Below are 18,618 nucleotides of genomic sequence, written 5' to 3'. Positions count from 1 at the left end.
CATGACGATCTATGATGAAGCCTGGGTAAAAGCAGAAGAGACCAAGCGCGCCTGGATGGATGCCAACGGCTTGTATAAAGCCGACGACGAACATTCATCCTGCGGCGTCGGTCTGGTGGTGGCGATCTCTGGCAAGCCCAGCCGCAAGGTGGTGCAATCCGGCATCGACGCGCTGAAGGCGATCTGGCACCGCGGCGCTGTGGATGCCGATGGCAAGACCGGCGACGGTGCGGGCATTCATGTGCAGATCCCGGTCAAGTTCTTTTACGACGTGATCCGCCGCACCGGGCACGAGCCCGACATTCACAAGCTGGTTGCCGTCGGGCAGGTGTTTCTGCCGCGCACTGATTTTGGCGCGCAGGAGCGCTGCCGCACCATCGTCGAAGCCGAAGTGCTGCGGATGGGCCATTACATCTATGGCTGGCGGCATGTGCCGGTGGATACCACCGTGCTGGGCGAAAAGGCCAACGCGACCCGGCCCGAGATTGAGCAGATCCTGATCCGCTGCGAAAAGGACATTGATCAGGAGCAGTTTGAACGCGAGCTGTACATCATCCGCCGCCGCATCGAAAAAGCGGCCCTCGCGGCGCAGATTCAGGGGCTGTATCTGTGCAGCCTGTCGTGCCGCAGCATCATCTACAAAGGCATGATGCTGGCTGAACAGGTCGCCACCTTCTACCCCGACCTGATGGATGAGCGGTTTGAATCCGCTTTTGCGATCTATCATCAGCGCTATTCGACCAATACGTTCCCGCAGTGGTGGCTGGCCCAGCCCTTCCGCATGCTGGCCCATAACGGCGAGATCAACACGCTGAAGGGCAACGTCAACTGGATGAAGTCGCACGAAATCCGGATGGCCTCGAACAACTTTGGCGACGCCGCCGAAGACATCAAGCCGATCATCCCGTCGGGCACGTCCGACTCGGGCGCGCTGGATGCGGTGTTCGAGGTGATGGTGCGGTCGGGTCGCTCGGCCCCGATGGCAAAGACCATGCTGGTGCCGGAGGCGTGGAGCAAGACCACCACCGACATGCCCAAGGCATGGGCCGATATGTACGCCTATTGCAACGCCGTGATGGAGCCGTGGGACGGCCCGGCGGCGCTTGCCATGACCGATGGCCGTTGGGTCTGTGGCGGGCTGGACCGCAACGGCCTGCGCCCGATGCGTTATGTGGTGACGGGCGACGGGTTGCTGATCGCCGGGTCCGAGGCCGGGATGGTGCCGGTGGACGAGACCACTGTGCGCGAAAAGGGCGCGTTGGGGCCGGGTCAGATGATTGCCGTCGATATGAAGGACGGCAAGCTCTACCACGACGCGGCGATGAAGGACAAACTGGCCGCCTCGAACCCCTATGGCGACTGGATTGAAAAGGTCGTTGATCTGAACAGCCTGTTGCGCGATGTGCCGGAACGGGCCCAGTTCGACGGCGCCGATCTGCGCAAACGCCAGATCGCGGCTGGCTTTACCGTGGAAGAGCTGGAGCAGGTTCTGGCCCCGATGGCCGAAGACGGCAAGGAAATGATCGCCTCGATGGGCGATGATACCCCGGCTGCGGTGCTGTCATCGGTATATCGCCCGCTGTCGCATTTCTTCCGCCAGAATTTTTCTCAGGTCACCAACCCGCCCATCGACAGCTTGCGCGAAAGCCGGGTGATGAGCCTGAAAACCCGGTTCGGCAATCTAAAGAACGTGCTGGACGAAAGCTCCACTCAGACCGAGATTCTGGTGCTGGAAAGCCCGTTCATTGCCAATTCCGAATTCGACGTGATGTGCAGGCATTTCGGCGAACATGTCGCCTATATCGACTGCACCTTTCCGGTCACGCCGGGCCTTGATGATCTGCGGCAGGGGCTGGAGCGCATCCGGGCCGAGGCCGAAGATGCCGTGCGGTCGGGGGCCAGCCATCTGGTGCTGACCGATGAGCATCAGGGGCCGGACAAGGTGCCGATGCCGATGATCCTTGCGACCAGCGCGGTTCACAGCTGGCTGACGCGCAAGGGGCTGCGGACGTTCTGTTCGGTCAACGTGCGGTCGGCAGAGTGTATCGACCCGCATTACTTTGCCGTGCTGATCGGCTGCGGGGCCACCACGGTCAACGCTTATCTGGCACAGGACTCCATCGCCGACCGCATCAATCGGGGCCTGATCGAAGGCAGCCTGACCGACGCCATGCGCCGCTACCGCGACGCCATCAACGGCGGGCTTTTGAAGATCATGTCGAAGATGGGGATTTCGGTGATCTCCAGCTATCGCGGGGGGTTGAACTTCGAGGCGGTGGGTCTGTCGCGCGCCATGGTGGCCGAGTATTTCCCCGGCATGCACAGCCGCATTTCCGGCATCGGCCTGACTGGGATCGAGCAAAAGCTGGAAGAGGTTCATGCCAAGGGCTGGCTGGGCGGCGCCGATGTGCTGCCTATCGGCGGATTCTACAAGGCACGGCGCTCGGGTGAGAAACACGCCTGGGAAGCGCAGACGATGCACATGCTGCAAGCGGCCTGCGACCGCGCCAGCTATGACATCTGGAAGCAATACACCGCCGCGATGCGGGCCAACCCGCCGATCCACATTCGCGATTTGCTGGACATCAAGCCCTTGGGCAAGCCGGTGCCGATTGAAGAGGTCGAATCGATCACTAGCATCCGCAAGCGGTTCGTGACGCCGGGGATGAGCCTTGGGGCCTTGGGGCCAGAGGCGCACAAGACGCTGAACGTCGCGATGAACCGGATTGGCGCGAAGTCTGACAGCGGTGAAGGCGGCGAAGACCCGGCGCATTTCCTGCCCGAAGCCAATGGCGACAACCCCTCGGCCAAGATCAAGCAAGTTGCCTCCGGTCGCTTTGGCGTGACGGCGGAATACCTCAACGCCTGCGAAGAGCTGGAAATCAAGGTCGCCCAAGGGGCGAAACCGGGCGAGGGCGGGCAACTGCCGGGCATGAAAGTCACCGAGCTGATTGCACGTCTGCGCCACAGCACCAAAGGCGTGACGCTGATTTCACCGCCGCCGCATCATGACATTTACTCCATCGAAGACCTGGCGCAGCTGATCTATGACCTGAAACAGATCAACCCGCGCGCCAAGGTGACGGTGAAGCTGGTGTCGTCCAGCGGGGTGGGCACGATTGCGGCGGGCGTGGCCAAGGCCAAGGCCGATATCATCCTGATCTCGGGCCATAACGGCGGCACCGGGGCTTCCCCCGGCACCTCGATCAAATATGCGGGCCTGCCCTGGGAAATGGGCCTGACCGAGGCGCATCAGGTGCTGAGCATGAACAACCTGCGCGACCGGGTGACGCTGCGCACGGATGGCGGATTGCGGACGGGCCGCGATGTGGTGATGGCGGCGATGATGGGGGCCGAGGAATTCGGCATCGGCACCGCCGCGCTGATCGCCATGGGCTGCATCATGGTGCGTCAGTGCCAGTCCAACACCTGCCCGGTGGGCGTGTGTACCCAGAACGAAGAACTGCGCAAAAAGTTCACCGGCACGGCGGACAAGGTGGTGAACCTGATCACCTTCTACGCGCAAGAGGTGCGGGAACTTCTGGCTGGTATCGGTGCGCGGTCATTGGATGAGATCATCGGCCGTGCCGATCTGCTGACGCAGGTCAGCCGTGGTGCGGCACATCTGGATGATCTCGACCTCAACCCGCTGCTGATCACCGTCGATGGCGCGAACCGGATCACCTATGACCGCTCCAAACCGCGCAACGCGGTGCCGGATACGCTGGACGCGGAGATTATCCGTGATGGGGCGCGCTTCTTTGAGGAAGGCGAAAAGATGCAGCTGTCGTATGCGGTGCGCAACACACACCGCACCATCGGCACGCGGGCATCGAGCCATATCGTGCGCAAGTTCGGCATGCGCAACAGCCTGCAATCCGACCATCTGACGGTCAAGCTGAGCGGCAATGCCGGTCAGTCGCTCGGCGCCTTTGCTGCGCGTGGGCTGAAGCTGGAGGTGATGGGCGATGCCAACGACTATGTCGGCAAGGGCCTGTCGGGCGGTACCATCGTGGTGCGCCCGATGATGTCTTCGCCGCTGGATGCGTCGGAAAATACCATCATCGGCAACACCGTGCTGTACGGCGCAACCGATGGCTATCTCTATGCGTCAGGTCGCGCCGGAGAGCGGTTTGCCGTGCGTAACTCGGGTGCGAAAGTGGTGGTCGAAGGCTGCGGCTCGAACGGGTGTGAATACATGACCGGCGGTGTTGCCGTGATCCTGGGCCGGATCGGTGCCAACTTCGGGGCCGGGATGACCGGGGGCATGGCGTATCTCTATGACCCCGATGGTCTGGCCGAAGACTTCATGAACCTCGAATCGCTGGTGACCTGCGCTGTCAACCATCCGCATTGGGAGGCGCAGCTGCGCAGCCTGATCGAAGCCCATGCACGCGAAACCGGCAGCCGCAAGGCCGCGTCCATCCTGGCGAACTGGGAGGCAGAGCGCGCCAATTTCCTGCAGGTCTGCCCGCAGGAAATGCTGATCCACCTGCCCTATCCGCTGAGTGACGAGGCGGTAAAGGTTCCGGCGGAGTAAGGTTCAAACAAAGTTTAAGGCCCCGGAAAACTCCAGGGCCTTAAATTTAACGAGTGCTTATCTGGCACGCATTCTTGTGAGTCTTGCCAGTCAAAACATCTGCAACTCGACCCGGATTCACACCGAGTTTTGCGGCAATGATGTGTTGCTTGTCGCCTCGCTGGCGTAGACGCCACACGAGGATAGCTTCTTCGTGGGTCAAGCTTGTTCGATGAACCTTGATTGTGTTAAGCTCTACGTTGCCGCTATGGCTATTCATTCTGGCCTCCTATGCCTGAGTGTGGGAGCGGGATGGGTGCAACCATCCCGCTCCAATCAAAATACAGCTTGCATTGAACCGTGTGGAGTCAATTGAATCGTTAAGATTCAAGAGGTTCCCAGAGGGGAACACTTCGTAAAATGGTGACGACACAGTTTGTAGCGAGTCTTCTCAATAACTCGGCTATATATTGTACACCTCTTTGAGTGGTCTTTTGCTTCATATTGATATGCCCTTGACCGCGTGGTGCGGGTTTGGCCTAAGGGCGGCATGGCCACGACACCAAAGAAACCCCGCAAGGGCAAAGAACCAGCCCCGCTGCTGGCCCCCGTACGCTCTTTGCGGCGGCAAATCTTGCGCTGGACGGCCCGTGCTGTTCTGGCGATTGCCGGGGTGTTTGCTGCGCTGGTGTTGTTGTTTTCCTTTCTTAACCCGCCGGTCAATATCTACCAGCTGCAGGAATCCGCCCGGCTTGGCGCGGTGCAGCGGGAATGGGTCGCGTGGGAGGATATTGCGCCGGTGATGGGCCGCTCTGCCGTCGCCGCCGAGGATGCGAATTTCTGCCTGCACTGGGGATTCGACATGAACGCCATCCGCGCGGCGGTGGCGCAGGGCGGCAATCGTGGGGCCTCGACCATCAGCCAGCAGGTGGTGAAAAACGTCTTCCTCTGGCACGGCCGGTCATGGCTGCGCAAAGCGATGGAGGGGGTGCTGACCCCGGCTGTGGAGCTGATCTGGTCCAAGCAGCGGATTCTGGAGGTCTATCTCAACGTCGCTGAATTTGACGAAGGCGTGTTCGGGGTGCAGGCGGCCGCGCGGCACTACTTTAACGTCAACGCCCGCGACCTGAGCCCGCTGCAGGCCGCCCGGCTGGCGGCGATCCTGCCCGATCCAAAGGCGCGGTCCGCGTCAAACCCGTCGGATTTCGTGCGCAACCGGACGCGGTCGATCATCTCGGGGGCCGAAACCATCGGCGCCGATGGCCGCGACAGCTGTTTCCGCTAGTTGATCAGCCGGTCAGGCCGGCACGGGTATCCGGCGCTGCGACCTTATAGGGGCGAGCTTCCAAGGCTGTTTACGCCAAAGCAAAACCAAAGGCTCAGGCAGAAAGCCCGAGGATCTGGCGGGCCTGTTGCCAAGTGGCGACGGGGCGTTCGTATTTCTCGCACAGCTCTGCCGCCCGGCGGACGAGAGCTGCGTTCGACGGTGCAAGCGTGGATTTGTCCAGCCGCACGTTGTCTTCCAGCCCGGTGCGGGCGTGGCCACCAGAGGAAATCGCCCATTCATTCAGAACAATCTGGTTTGGCCCGATCCCCGCCGCGCACCACGGCGCATCGGGACCGAACAGGCGTTTCACAGTATGGATGTAGTAGTCGAACACATCGCGGTCGGCGGGCATCGCATTCTTGACGCCCATCACGAACTGTACATAGGGCGTGCCGGAAATCTGGCCGCGCTTTGCCATATCGGCGGCTTTCAGGATGTGGGACAGATCAAACGCCTCGACCTCGGGCTTGACGCCATAGGTCAGCATCTCGGCGGCCAGCCAGTCGACCAGATCCGGCGGATTTTCATAGACGCGGGTGGGAAAATTGTTCGACCCCACCGACAGGCTGGCCATATCCGGGCGCAACGGCAGCATGCCGCCACGGGTCAGGCCCGCCCCGGAACGCCCGCCGGTCGACAGCTGGATGATCATGCCGGGGCAATGCGCCTTGATCCCCTCCATCAGCCGGGCAAAACGGTCGGGGTCGGATGTTGGCTTGCCCTCATCATCGCGCACATGGGCATGAACGATCGTGGCCCCCGCCTCAAAGGCTGCGTGGGTCGACTCCACCTGTTCGGCAATGCTGACGGGAACCGCGGGATTGTCGGCCTTGGTCGGAAGCGATCCGGTGATGGCAACGCACAGAATGCAGGGTGTGGTCATGGGCAGCGATCCAGAAAATTCGGTTTCACCATTGTCTTGCCGCTGGATACCGCAAAGCCAATGGCCGGGAAAGCTCTGGCGCACCGAGCGGACGTTCAACGGGCCCAACAGGCGTATTTTGGCCCGGATGAACCGGACGGACCATTGACGCGGACGGGCTTTTCACGATTGAAGAGGGCGGGGCCAAAGCACAAAAGCGGCAGGCCGGGGCACAAAGGGGAAAGCCATGACCTTTAACCGCAGCATCAAGATCGCGCCGTCGATCCTGTCGGCAGATTTCGCCAATTTCGGGCTGGAATGCGAGGCGATCGAGGCGCAGGGCTGTGACTGGGTGCATGTCGATGTGATGGACGGGCATTTCGTGCCCAACATCACCTTTGGCCCCGCCACCTGTGCTGCCATCCGCCCGCATATCAAGGGGGTGATGGATGTTCACCTGATGATCGCCCCGGTCGATCCCTATATCGAGGCCTTTGCCCAGGCCGGGGCCGATGTGATCACCGCGCATCTGGAGGCAGGGCCGCATATTCACCGTACCTTGCAGGCCATTCGTGGGGCAGGGGCCAAGGCGGGGCTGGCGCTCAATCCGGGCACCGGGATCGAGGATGTGCATTATCTGCTGGATATGGTGGATCTGATCTGTGTGATGACGGTAAACCCCGGCTTTGGCGGGCAGAAGTTCATTCCGTCGCAGGTCGAAAAGGTGCGGCGCTTGCGCGCGATGATCGGCGACCGGCCGGTGCATATCGAGATTGATGGCGGGGTGACAGTAGAGACCGCGCCGCTGGTCGCCGCCGCCGGGGCCGATGTGCTGGTGGCCGGGTCGGCGGTGTTCCGCGGCGGATCGGTCAGCAACCCCGCGCCCTATGGCGAAAACATCCGCGCCATCAGGGCGGCGGCAGAGGCGGCGCTGTGAGACCCATCAATCTGGTCTTTGATCTTGACGGCACACTGGTCGATTCCGCGCCCGACATCCACGCCGCCGTGGCAGCGATGCTGGCGGGGGAGGGGCGGGATGCGCTGGACCTGGCGACGGTGATCTCTTTTATCGGGCTTGGCCTGCCCAATCTGGTGGAGCGGGTGATCCGGCATTGCGGAATGAACCTTGGCGATCATGCGCGGTTGGTGGGGGTGACGCTGGCCCAATACAATGCTGCCTCTTCGGCCCTGACACGGACCTATCCGGGGGTGGTGGCGGTGCTTTCGGCCCTGCAGCAGGCCGGGCATGCGATGGCGGTCTGCACCAACAAGCCCGAGGCCCCGGCCCGCGCCGTGCTGCGCGATCTGGGGCTGGCGCGGTTTTTTCAGGTGGTGATCGGGGGTGACACGCTGGCCGTCACCAAGCCCGACCCCGCTCCGCTGCACGCCTGCATTGCGGCGCTGGGTGGCGGGGCAACGCTGTATGTGGGCGACAGTGAGGTGGATGCGGCGACGGCACTGGCGGCAGGTGTGCCGTTTGCGCTGTTCACCGAAGGCTATCGCAAGACACCTGTGGCCGATCTGCCGCATGATGTGGCGTTTTCCACATTCGATGCCCTGCCCGCGCTGGTGGCGCAGATGCGCCCAGTCTGACCCGCCCACCGGGCCAGACGCGGTTGCGCATTGATCCCCCGCGCCATGGCCTGTATCACTCGCACAGTCCTAGCACGGGTGTTGCATGATCCGCCTCTATCATTTTCCGCTGTCTCCCTTTTGCCGCAAAGTGCGCCTGACGCTGGCGGAAAAGAAGCTGGAGGTGGAACTGGTGGAAGAGCGCTATTGGGAACCGACCCCCGATTTCCTGCGCCGCAACCCGGCCGGCAAGGTGCCGATCCTGAAGATGGACCAGAAGACGCTGAGTGAAAGTCAGGCGATCTGCGAATATCTGGATGAGACCTTTCCCACCCCGGCGCTGATGCCGCGCGACCCCGAAATGCGCTACGAGGTGCGCCGGATCTGCGCCTGGTTCGACGACAAGTTCCACGCGGATGTCACGTCAAAGCTGCTCTATGAGCGGGTGAACAAGAAGGTGATGAAGCTGGGCTACCCGGATTCAAAGAATGTGAAATTCGGGGCCGGGCGGATCAAGTTTCACCTGGATTACATGGCGTGGATTCTGGACCAGCGCCGCTGGCTGGCGGGCGATACCATGACACTGGCCGATTTCACCGCAGCGGCGCATCTGTCGTGTCTGGATTATATCAGCGATGTGGACTGGAACCGTTCGGCCACGGTGAAAGACTGGTACGCCAAGATCAAGTCACGACCCAGCTTCCGCACGCTGCTGGCCGATCAGGTGCCGGGCTTCCCGCCACCCGCGCATTATGCCGATCTGGATTTCTGAGGCACGATTTTTCTGCGAAAAATCGAGGAGCGATCTGACAGGGCAGCTTTTCGGGGCTGGCGCTGCAAGGTGAGTATTTGGAAAGCAGCAAATCAGGCGCGTTTCGAGAGCGACGCGATGTTGAGGGTTTGCAGCACCTTTGCCTCGATCTGAGCGGCGTCCATGCCGGCGGCGCGGTACATCGCCTCGGGGGAGGCGTGGTCGATGAATGTGTCGGGCAGCACCATGGAGCGGTACTTCAGGCCAGCGTCAAAGATGCCTTCGTCGGCCAGAAGTTGTGCGACGTGGGAGCCGAAGCCACCGATGGCACCCTCTTCGATGGTGATCAGCGCCTCGTGGTTGCGGGCGAGGTTGAGGATCATGTCGCGGTCGAGCGGTTTGGCAAAGCGGGCATCGACGATTGTCGGCATCAGGCCCTTTTGCGCCAGGCTTTCGGCGGCTTTCAGGGTTTCTGCCAACCTTGTGCCAAAGGACAGCAGGGCGACCCGGTTGCCGGACCGGATCAGCCGGGCGCGGCCGATCTCAATCGGGGCGCCACGGCTTGGCAGTTCGATGCCGACACCATCGCCGCGTGGAAAGCGAAAGGCGATGGGGCCATCGTCATGGGCGACGGCGGTGGCGACCATATGGGTCAGCTCCGCCTCATCACTTGCGGCCATCACCACCATGCCGGGCAGGTTGGCGAGGAAGGCCACGTCAAAGCTGCCGGCATGGGTGGCGCCATCGGCCCCGACCAGACCGGCGCGGTCGATGGCAAAGCGCACCGGCAGACGCTGGATGGCCACGTCATGCACCACCTGATCATAGCCACGCTGCAGAAAGGTGGAGTAGATGGCGCAGAACGGCTTCATGCCGCCCGCCGCCAGCCCGGCCGAGAAGGTGACGGCATGTTGCTCGGCGATGCCGACATCAAAGCAGCGGCGCGGGAAACGGTCGGCAAACAGGTTCAACCCGGTGCCGTCGGGCATGGCGGCGGTGACGGCGACAATCTTGTCGTCACGCTCGGCTTGCGCGATCAGGGATTGCGCGAACACCTTGGTGTAGCTGGGCGCGTTTGACGCCGCCTTTGCCTGTACCCCGGTCAACACATCGAATTTGCCGGTGGCATGGCCCCGGTCGCGCGCGGCCTCGGCCGGGGCGTAGCCTTTGCCCTTTTTGGTCAGCACATGCAGCAGGATCGGCCCGGTGGCTCGCGCCCGTGCCGTGCGCAGGATCGGCAGCAGCTGGTCAAGGTCGTGGCCGTCAATCGGACCGATGTAGGAAAACCCCAGTTCTTCGAACAGGGTGCCGCCCATCGCCATACCCTTGAGCATTTCCTTGGCTCGGCGCGCGCCTTCCTGAAACGGTGGCGGCAACAGGCCGAGCGCGCCTTTGGCGGCGGCCTTCAGATCCTGCAGCGGGGCTTCGGCATAAAGGCGGCTGAGATAGCTCGACAATGCGCCCACCGGCGGGGCGATGGACATCTCGTTGTCGTTGAGCACCACGAACAGCCGCTTTTTCAGATGGCCCGCGTTGTTCATCGCCTCGAACGCCATGCCGGCGCTCATGCTGCCGTCGCCGATCACCGCAACGGCATCACCGGGATCACCGCCCAGATCGGCGGCCATGGCAAAGCCGAGCGCGGCAGAGATCGAGGTTGAGGAATGTGCCGCACCGAACGGATCATAGGGGCTTTCCGACCGTTTGGTGAAGCCTGACAGCCCGCCCTCGGTCCGCAGCGTGCGGATGCGGTCGCGCCGCCCGGTCAGGATCTTGTGCGGATAGCACTGATGGCCAACATCCCAGATGATCTTGTCGCGCGGGGTGTCGAACACGGCATGCAGGGCCACGGTCAGTTCCACCACGCCCAGACCTGCGCCCAGATGGCCGCCGGTGACCGACACCGCAGAAATCGTCTCGGCGCGCAGCTCATCGGCCAGTTGCCGCAGCTCTCGGTCAGACAGCGCCTTCATATCCGAAGGCAGGGTCACGCGGTCAAGCAGCGGGGTCTTTGGTCGGTCGGTCATATCCTGCCTTTGGCCTTAGCTGTCGCGCGCAATGACGAAACGGGCGGCATCTATCAGGGTTTTCGCTGTGTCACCATAGGGGGCAAGGTGAGACTCTGCCTCTGCGACCAGATCGCACGCCCGTTGGCGCGCGCCCTCCAACCCCAGCAGCGAGACAAAGGTGGCTTTGCCCGCATCGGCATCTTTGTGCAACCGCTTGCCGGTCTGCGCCTCATCCCCGGTTTCGTCCAGAATGTCGTCGGCGATCTGAAACGCCAGACCCAGCGCGGTGGCATAGGCCCGCAGCGGGGCCGCGTCAGCCCCGGCGATCACCGCGCCCGCTTCGGCCGACCAGCGGATCAGCGCGCCGGTCTTGCCGGCCTGCAGCCGGGTGATCTGGTCGAGGGTCAGCGGCGCGCTGGCGGACTCAGCCGCAATATCAAGCGCCTGACCTAGCACCATGCCCTCGGCGCCTGACGCCACCGCCAGCCCGCGGACCAAAGCGATGCGCGTCTCGGCAGAGCCCAGATCCGGGTCACACAGCAGCTCGAACGCCAGTGTTTGCAGCGCGTCACCGGCCAGAACCGCCGTCGCCTCATCCCATTTCACATGCACCGTGGGCTGGCCCCGGCGCAGATCGTCGTCATCCATGCAAGGCAGGTCGTCATGCACAAGGCTGTAGGCGTGCAGACATTCCACCGCTGCTGCCGCGCTGATCGCCCGCTCGGGCGGCAGGCCGAACAGGGCCGCCGTTTCCAGCACCAGAAAGCCGCGCAGCCGTTTGCCACCTCCGACCGCATAGCGCATGGCGTGGATTACCGGCTCGTCGGCGTGACCGGCCAGCGCCAGATCCAGCCGCGTCCCGATCAGCCCGCCCGCGCGCGCCAGAGCGGCGGGAAAGCTCACATCCCCTCCACCGGCGTCGTGCCGATGGCACGGCCTTCGGCGGCGCGGATCAGCTCCACCTTTTCTTCGGCATCCTTCAGCTTGGCCTCGCAATGCGCCTTGAGTGCTGCACCACGTTCATAGAGCGCGATCGAGGCTTCAAGGGCCACGTCGCCGCGTTCCAGCTGGCCGACCACCTGTTCCAATGCGGCCATGGCCTCTTCAAAGCTCATCCCGGCCACAGGCTTTTCGACGGGTTTTTCGGTCATGCGGCTTGCCTTCCCAGTTCTGTCACATGCGCGGCCACGCTAGCGGCCAATGCGTCCAGATCATAACCGCCCTCCAGCGACGATACCACCCGGCCTGCGCAGCAATCGTCGGCCAGATCACAGATCGCCCGTGTCAGGCGCGCGAAATCCTGCGTGGTCCAGTTCAGCCCGGCGAGGGGGTCATCGCGATGCGCGTCAAATCCGGCACTGATCAGGATCAGTTCCGGCTGCCAGCGGCGCAGATCGTCCAGCACCGGTTGCCATGCCGCCCACATCTGCGCGCCGCCCGATCCTCCGGCCAGCGGCAGGTTGGTGATCTGGCCGTGTGCGCCGCGTTCATCGCGGTGGCCGGAGCCCGGATACAAAGGCATCTGGTGGCTTGAGACAAAGCGCACCCGTGCCTCATCCCACAACAGGTCTTGCGTGCCATTGCCGTGATGCACGTCGAAATCCAGCACTGCCACGCGGGACAGGCCATGCACCTCCAGCGCCCGCATCGCCCCGATCGCCACCGTGCCGAACAGGCAAAAGCCCATCGCGGTGTCCCGCTCCGCATGATGCCCCGGCGGGCGCGCAGCCACAAAGGCGCGGCCGCCATCGGTCATCACATGATCGACCGCCTGACAGATGCCGCCCACACCGCGCATCGCGGCATCAAAAGACCCCGGCGACAGGAACGTATCGCCATCCACCTGCGCCCAACCCTGATCCGGCACCGCCGCGCGAAGACGGTCGATATAGCGCTGCGGATGGCAGCGCAAAACATCGGCGAGGTCGCCCATGGGGGCGTCGCGCTGGTCCACCGGCAGGCCGCGCAATCCCCGCTCCACCGCCTCCAGCCGCGCCACCTGCTCCGGGTGACCGGGCGGGGTCACATGTGACAGGCAGTCGTCATGGGTCAGAACCAGAACCACCCGCGCCCCCCGACGGTCCGCCGCGCCTCAGTCATTGATGTCGCGGTCCCACAGCCGGACCTGCCCCTTGCGCACCCCCAGCACACGTCGCAGCACAATCCACGCCACCAGCGAGGCGACGGCAAAGACCAGCAGCAACACCGCCAGACTGCCGCCAAGCAGCCCAAGGCCCAGCCCGGCGCCGACCACAACCGCGCCGATGGCAAAGCCGACAAAGATATAGCCCGGTGCCAGCACCTCCAGCACGCCAAGCGCAAAGCCGCCGACGATCCAGACCCACCAGACCGACCACATCAGCCGCGCCCTTTCAGCATCTTGAACGCATCGGCAAAGGCATCCAGCGCCTGCGCCGGCACCAGAATCGTCTGCTTGCCCGTACCTTGTGCCACCTTGGCCAGCGCATCCACCTGCGCCAGAGCCAGCTGGTACTGCGCCGCCTCCAGACCAGATTCCTTGATCGCAATGGCGATGGCCGATGTGGCATAGGCCTCGGCATCCGCCGTTACCCGCTTGGCCTTGGCCTGCTGCTCGGCGGCGTAAAGATCGGCATCCGCCGCCAACTCGACCGAGCGTTTCTTGCCCTCGGCCTCCATCACCTGTGCCCGGCGCGCCCGTTCGGCGTTCAGCTGCTGCAACATCGCCGCCCGCGTCGCCTCGTCCAGATTGACATCCAGGATCTCGGCCCGCGTGACTTCCACCCCCCAGTCATCGACCATGGCCGTCACCTGCTCGCGCACCCGCTCGATCAGCTGCGCCCGGTTTGACTGCACCTGATCCAACTCGATCTTGCCGATCTCGCTGCGCACGATCCCGGCCACTGTGGTCGCAATTGCGCCATCGACATCGCGGATGCGGTAGACGGTCTTTTCCGGCTCGGTGATCCGGTAAAACACGCTGGTTTCCACTTTCACCAGCACGTTGTCAGCGGTGATGGCATCCTGACTGGCGGTCGGCAACTGGCGTTCCAGAATGGAAATCTTGTGCGCCACCCGGTCAAGGAACGGTACCACAAAATTGATCCCCGGCCCCAGCACCGACCGCAACCGGCCAAAGCGTTCGACCACGTGCTTTTCCGACTGCGGCACGATCCGCACGCCCAGAAAGATGCACAGGATGATGAACACGGCGACGGCCAGAAACACCGCATTGCCGCCCAGAAACTGGTCAAAAGTCATGAAAGAAGGCCCCGTCCAATGAATTGCTGCCAATAAGGATGGCGGCTTCCCCGGCCAGAGGCAAGGGTGGGGATAATCTTGCGCCACAGCATCTAGCGACCGTTCATTCTTCGCTTGATTCTTGATCGAACTAAACTTTCTCCCGTTCCAATTGAACTAAACGCAAAATTCTTCGAATGAACTGCAAAACCTTCGTCATCTTTGCCAGAAAATCCCCCTGCTTCTGATGCATGTTCTGCGAAATGCCCCTGTTGCGAAAGGTTTGCCCATGAAAATCGTCGTCCTCGGCTCTGGCGTCATTGGTGTAACTTCCGCCTGGTATCTGGCCCAAGCCGGGCATGAGGTGACGGTGATCGACCGACAGCCCGCCGCCGCTCTGGAAACCAGCTTTGCCAACGCGGGCGAAATCAGCCCCGGCTATTCCGCGCCCTGGGCTGCCCCCGGCATCCCGATGAAAGCGCTCAAGTGGATGTTCATGGAACATGCCCCGCTGATCGTGAACCCAAAGCCCGACCTGCAGAAAATCCGCTGGATGGCGCAGATGCTGGGCAACTGCACCTCTGCCGCCTATGCGGTGAACAAGGGCCGCATGGTCCGCCTTGCCGAATACTCCCGCGATTGCCTGACCGACCTGCGCGCGCAGACTGGCATTGCGTTTGACGAGCGTCAGCAGGGCACGCTGCAGCTGTTCCGCACCCAAAAGCAGGTCGATGCGGCGGGCAAGGATATCGATGTGCTGCGGCAGGGCGGTGTCCCGTTCGAAGTGCTCGATACCCAAGGTTGCCTCGCGGTCGAACCCGGTCTTGCCGATGCCGCCGGCAAGATCGCCGGTGGCCTCCGCCTGCCCAAGGATGAAACCGGCGACTGCTTCAAATTCACCCAAGGTCTGGCCGCCCGCGCCGCCGCAGCGGGGGTCACCTTCCGTCACGGCGTCAGCATCACCGGCCTGAATCGCATCGGCGACCGGATCACCAGCGTCACCACCTCCGAAGGTGACATCACCGCCGACTCTTTCGTGCTGGCGCTCGGCTCCTATTCGCCGAAACTGGTGGCCGATCTTGCCATCCGCCTGCCGGTTTACCCGGTCAAGGGCTACTCGATCACCGTCCCGGTCACCGACGCCAGCCGCGCGCCGGTTTCCACCGTGATGGACGAGACCCACAAGATCGCCATCACCCGGCTTGGCGACCGCATCCGGGTCGGCGGCATGGCCGAAATCGCGGGCTTTGATTTGTCGCTTTCTGACAAACGCAAACGCACCCTGCAACACTCGGTCGAAGATCTGTTCGGCGGCGCAGGCGACCAGTCTCAGGCCACGTTCTGGGCCGGCCTGCGCCCGATGACCCCCGATGGCACTCCCATCGTCGGTCGCTCGCCGGTGGCCAACCTGTTCCTCAACACCGGCCACGGCACGCTGGGTTGGACCATGGCCGCCGGATCGGGGCGGTTGCTGGCCGATATCGTGTCAAACCGCGCGACCGAAATCGAAAGCCGCGACCTGGGCTTTGACCGCTACCAAAAGCCTGCCAAAGCGGCCCGCCCCGCCCTGCACCCCGTCCCGGCGCGCTGACCCCCCCCTGCAGCATTGCTGCTTTCCAAATACTCCCGCCGGAGGCATCCCCCGATGCCCCCGGCGTTCCTGTTTTGCCCCTGTGCGCCGCGCCCGCAACCGGCTATGATCCGCCATCATGCCCGCCCTGTGCCGCGATTGCCTGACCACCTTTGACACGGCCCCCTTGCGGGGCCGCTGTCCGGCCTGCCGCAGCCCGCGCATCCTGTCCCACGCCGACCTGTTCACCCTGTCCATCGCCCATATGGATTGCGACGCGTTTTACGCCTCGGTCGAGAAGCGCGACGATCCCAGCCTTGCCGACAAACCCCTTATCGTCGGCGGCGGCACCCGTGGCGTGGTCTCGACCTGCTGCTACATCGCCCGCATCCACGGGGTGCGCTCGGCAATGCCGATGTTTCAGGCGCTGAAACTGTGCCCCGAGGCGGTGGTCGTCAAACCCCGCATCGCCCGCTATGTCGAGGTCAGCCGTCAGATCCGCGCCATGATGGAGGATCTGACCCCGGCCATCGAACCCCTGTCGCTGGACGAGGCCTTTCTTGACCTCACCGGCACCGCCCGCCTGCATGGGGCGCCCCCCGCCGTCCTGCTGGCCCGCCTGACCAAGCGGATGGAGGACGAACTGGGCGTCACCGGCTCCATCGGCCTCGCGCACAACAAGTTTCTGGCGAAGATCGCCTCCGACCTCGACAAGCCGCGCGGCTTCTCCGTGATCGGTCCGGCCGAGACCGAATCCTTCCTGCGCCCGAAGCCTGTGCGCATCATCTGGGGTGTCGGCACCGCGATGCAGGCATCGCTGGAGCAGGCGGGCATCCGCACCATTGCCGATCTGCTGCGCTGGGACCGTGCCGATCTGGCGGCGCGCTTTGGCCAGATGGGCGACCGGCTCTGGCATCTGGCGCGCGGGCAGGACAGCCGCCGCGTCAGCCCCGATGAAAAGCTGAAGTCGATTTCCAAGGAAACCACCTTTTTCGAGGATACTTCTGACCCTGATTTGCTCGACGGCCATCTCTGGCGCTTGTCTGAACAGGTGTCGGACCGGGCCAAGGCCAAGGCCCTGGCGGGGCGTACCGTCACGCTGAAGCTGAAAAAGGGCGATTTCCAGACCGTCACCCGCCGCCACGCCCTGTCGGACCCGACCCAGATCGCCGACCGCATCTACCGCACCGCCCGCGATCTGTTTGACCATTCCGGCATCAAGGGCCCGTTCCGCCTGATCGGCGTTGGCATTTCCGACCTCGCGCCAGAGGATCAGGCTGATCGCTCTGGCGATCTGCTCGACCCCGACGCCGGAAAGCGCGCATCGGCCGAGCGTGCAGCCGATGCGATTCGCGCCCGCTTTGGCAAAGAGGCGATTATCAAGGGCCGTGCCCTACGCTGACCGGCTATTCCGCCGCCAGCGGCAGCCGGATGCGGCCGATCTGGGTGATCTCTGCCACCACCCCGGCAATCAGCCCGCGAAACGCCTCGAAATCGGCCGAGGGTTCGATTCGCGCCTCATCCATGTACAGCGCACGGTCGATCTCGACCTGCACCACATGAAATCCGCGTGACGGGCGGCCATAGGTCTGGGCGATATAGGCTCCGGCAAAGGGCGTGTTGCGCGACACCCGCAGCCCGGCCCGCCGGAACGCCGCTTCGACCTGATCCATCACATCCCGCGCCGCCGCCGCGCCAAACCGGTCGCCCAACACCACCTCGGGCCGGGAAAAACCGGGGCGCGCATGTGATTCGATGGCCTCATGCGGCATCGAGTGGCAGTCAATCAGCACCGACTGGCCAAATTGGGTATGGCTGTCCTCGGTCAACTGGCGAAGTGCTGCGTGATAGGGCTGCCAATGGCTGCGAATCCGCCCTTCCGCCTCTTCCAGCGGCATTTTCCCGTGATAAATCGCCCGCCCACCCGATACCACGCGGGGAATCACCCCAAGGCCAGAGGCGACGCGCGGGTTATGCGGGCTGCGCGCCACGCCTTCGACCACGGAGGCATCCATCTCATCCGCTGCCCGGTTCAGGTCGATATAGGCGCGCGGCGCACAGGCGGCGATCAAGGGCGCACCGCAATCGGTGGCAGAGCGGAACAGATCATCGACAAACGCATCCTCGGACGACCGGATCACATGCGAATCCAGTACCGATCCGGCAAGAAACGCTGGCGGATAGACCCGGCCACTGTGCGGCGATGAGAAAATCACCGGCGTTTCGCGGCGTTTGGGCTGATAAAGGGTAAAGGCTTCGCTTTGCACTGCTGTCTCCCGCTCCCCGATGTTATAGCGGGCTTTGCCGAAATGCCAAAAGCCTTGATTGCCTGCAGGTCGCTGGTGGAAAGCCTCTTGCGGCCACAGACGCAACTGGCTATAGACCCCCGCACACCGACGCGGTTCTCCCCGCGTCCTTTTCTTTGGGGCTTTGGGAGAGTTGCGGCTGTAGCGTGGGCGGTTAGCTCAGCGGTAGAGCACTACGTTGACATCGTAGTGGCCACTGGTTCGATCCCAGTACCGCCCACCATTCACCGCCCCCATCTTGGGGGTCATTGTTTTCAACTGGCGCGTGATGCGCCGCGACCAAGGAAAGAGACGACCATGAAAGTCGCCAACTCGCTCCGTTCGCTGAAGACGCGTCACCGTGATTGCCAGGTCGTGCGCCGCAAAGGCCGCGTCTATGTGATCAACAAGACGCAAAAACGCTACAAGGCCCGTCAGGGCTGAGTGCGCTTGCAGCGACACAAGATAAAAAGGCCGCCACGGGCAACCGGGCGGCCTTTTTCT

16 protein-coding genes and 1 tRNA gene are annotated in these 18,618 nt (G+C 63.3%); 9 read left to right on the top strand and 8 right to left on the bottom strand.

The window, feature by feature from the left end:
* Nucleotide 1 precedes the first annotated feature (1 nt).
* Both gltB and mtgA read left to right on the top strand, forming a co-directional pair.
* Complete coding sequence (gene gltB / locus D1012_RS09035) at nt 2-4,540, top strand: glutamate synthase large subunit (RefSeq protein WP_118151326.1); 4,539 nt, start codon at nt 2-4, stop codon at nt 4,538-4,540.
* A 529-nt stretch (nt 4,541-5,069) separates the two neighbouring features.
* Nucleotides 5,070-5,804, top strand: coding sequence for a monofunctional biosynthetic peptidoglycan transglycosylase (mtgA, locus tag D1012_RS09025; RefSeq protein ID WP_118151322.1), 735 nt, complete (start codon nt 5,070-5,072; stop codon nt 5,802-5,804).
* A gap of 94 nt (nt 5,805-5,898) precedes the next feature.
* Here the strand turns inward: mtgA and D1012_RS09020 are convergent, their stop codons facing one another.
* Nucleotides 5,899-6,729: a 3-oxoadipate:acetyl-CoA acetyltransferase gene (locus D1012_RS09020; RefSeq protein ID WP_118151800.1), complete on the bottom strand. Its 831-nt coding sequence runs from the start codon at nt 6,727-6,729 to the stop codon at nt 5,899-5,901.
* Nucleotides 6,730-6,955: 226 nt separating this feature from the next.
* Between D1012_RS09020 and rpe the strand changes: the two genes are divergently transcribed.
* The 3 genes from rpe to fzlA all read left to right on the top strand — a co-directional run bounded on the left by rpe (nt 6,956) and on the right by fzlA (nt 9,052).
* Nucleotides 6,956-7,645 carry a ribulose-phosphate 3-epimerase gene (gene rpe, locus D1012_RS09015; protein ID WP_118151320.1) on the top strand — a complete coding sequence of 230 codons (690 nt, stop codon included), beginning with the start codon at nt 6,956-6,958 and terminating at the stop codon, nt 7,643-7,645.
* A complete protein-coding gene (gph, locus tag D1012_RS09010) occupies nt 7,642-8,301 on the top strand; it encodes a phosphoglycolate phosphatase (RefSeq protein WP_118151318.1) in 660 nt (219 codons plus the stop codon). The genes rpe and gph overlap by 4 nt, the downstream gene beginning before the upstream one ends.
* A gap of 85 nt (nt 8,302-8,386) precedes the next feature.
* The gene (fzlA, locus tag D1012_RS09005) at nt 8,387-9,052 is read left to right on the top strand and encodes an FtsZ-binding protein FzlA (protein ID WP_118151316.1); all 666 of its coding nucleotides are present in this window, start codon (nt 8,387-8,389) and stop codon (nt 9,050-9,052) included.
* A gap of 92 nt (nt 9,053-9,144) precedes the next feature.
* Here the strand turns inward: fzlA and dxs are convergent, their stop codons facing one another.
* Genes dxs through D1012_RS08975 form a run of 6 tightly spaced genes read right to left on the bottom strand, consistent with a single transcriptional unit; the run spans nt 9,145 to nt 14,280 of the window.
* Nucleotides 9,145-11,058, bottom strand: a complete 1,914-nt coding sequence (gene dxs / locus D1012_RS09000; protein WP_118151314.1) for a 1-deoxy-D-xylulose-5-phosphate synthase — start codon at nt 11,056-11,058, stop codon at nt 9,145-9,147.
* A 15-nt stretch (nt 11,059-11,073) separates the two neighbouring features.
* A complete protein-coding gene (locus tag D1012_RS08995; protein WP_435530911.1) occupies nt 11,074-11,943 on the bottom strand; it encodes a polyprenyl synthetase family protein in 870 nt (289 codons plus the stop codon).
* The gene (locus D1012_RS08990) at nt 11,940-12,191 is read right to left on the bottom strand and encodes an exodeoxyribonuclease VII small subunit (RefSeq protein ID WP_118151312.1); all 252 of its coding nucleotides are present in this window, start codon (nt 12,189-12,191) and stop codon (nt 11,940-11,942) included. The genes D1012_RS08995 and D1012_RS08990 overlap by 4 nt, the downstream gene beginning before the upstream one ends.
* On the bottom strand, nt 12,188-13,105 hold the full coding sequence (locus D1012_RS08985; RefSeq protein ID WP_118151310.1) for a histone deacetylase family protein: 918 nt from the start codon (nt 13,103-13,105) through the stop codon (nt 12,188-12,190). The genes D1012_RS08990 and D1012_RS08985 overlap by 4 nt, the downstream gene beginning before the upstream one ends.
* Nucleotides 13,106-13,132: 27 nt before the next feature.
* Nucleotides 13,133-13,402 carry a hypothetical protein gene (locus D1012_RS08980; RefSeq protein WP_199489474.1) on the bottom strand — a complete coding sequence of 90 codons (270 nt, stop codon included), beginning with the start codon at nt 13,400-13,402 and terminating at the stop codon, nt 13,133-13,135.
* Nucleotides 13,399-14,280, bottom strand: coding sequence for an SPFH domain-containing protein (locus D1012_RS08975; protein ID WP_118151306.1), 882 nt, complete (start codon nt 14,278-14,280; stop codon nt 13,399-13,401). The genes D1012_RS08980 and D1012_RS08975 overlap by 4 nt, the downstream gene beginning before the upstream one ends.
* A 226-nt stretch (nt 14,281-14,506) precedes the next feature.
* Here D1012_RS08975 and D1012_RS08970 point away from each other — a divergent pair, with 226 nt between their 5' ends.
* Nucleotides 14,507-15,850 carry a D-amino acid dehydrogenase gene (locus D1012_RS08970; protein ID WP_354002032.1) on the top strand — a complete coding sequence of 448 codons (1,344 nt, stop codon included), beginning with the start codon at nt 14,507-14,509 and terminating at the stop codon, nt 15,848-15,850.
* 118 nt (nt 15,851-15,968) lie between these two features.
* On the top strand, nt 15,969-17,231 hold the full coding sequence (locus tag D1012_RS08965; RefSeq protein ID WP_118151304.1) for a DNA polymerase IV: 1,263 nt from the start codon (nt 15,969-15,971) through the stop codon (nt 17,229-17,231).
* A 4-nt stretch (nt 17,232-17,235) separates the two neighbouring features.
* Here D1012_RS08965 and D1012_RS08960 read toward each other — a convergent pair whose 3' ends face one another.
* The gene (locus tag D1012_RS08960; RefSeq protein ID WP_118151793.1) at nt 17,236-18,096 is read right to left on the bottom strand and encodes an N-formylglutamate amidohydrolase; all 861 of its coding nucleotides are present in this window, start codon (nt 18,094-18,096) and stop codon (nt 17,236-17,238) included.
* Nucleotides 18,097-18,283: 187 nt separating this feature from the next.
* Between D1012_RS08960 and D1012_RS08955 the strand changes: the two genes are divergently transcribed.
* Together D1012_RS08955 and ykgO are read left to right on the top strand one after the other, a co-directional pair.
* Nucleotides 18,284-18,358, top strand: a tRNA-Val gene (locus D1012_RS08955).
* A gap of 74 nt (nt 18,359-18,432) precedes the next feature.
* Nucleotides 18,433-18,558 (top strand): type B 50S ribosomal protein L36, encoded by a 126-nt coding sequence (gene ykgO, locus D1012_RS08950; protein WP_023666132.1) that lies wholly within the window; start codon nt 18,433-18,435, stop codon nt 18,556-18,558.
* The last annotated feature ends 60 nt before the right edge of the window (nt 18,559-18,618 follow it).

This window comes from Pseudotabrizicola alkalilacus (genome assembly GCF_003443995.1).
GTDB lineage: Bacteria > Pseudomonadota > Alphaproteobacteria > Rhodobacterales > Rhodobacteraceae > Pseudotabrizicola > Pseudotabrizicola alkalilacus.
Note: the sequence above shows the minus strand (reverse complement) of the source record. Positions and strands in the feature narration are given on the sequence as shown.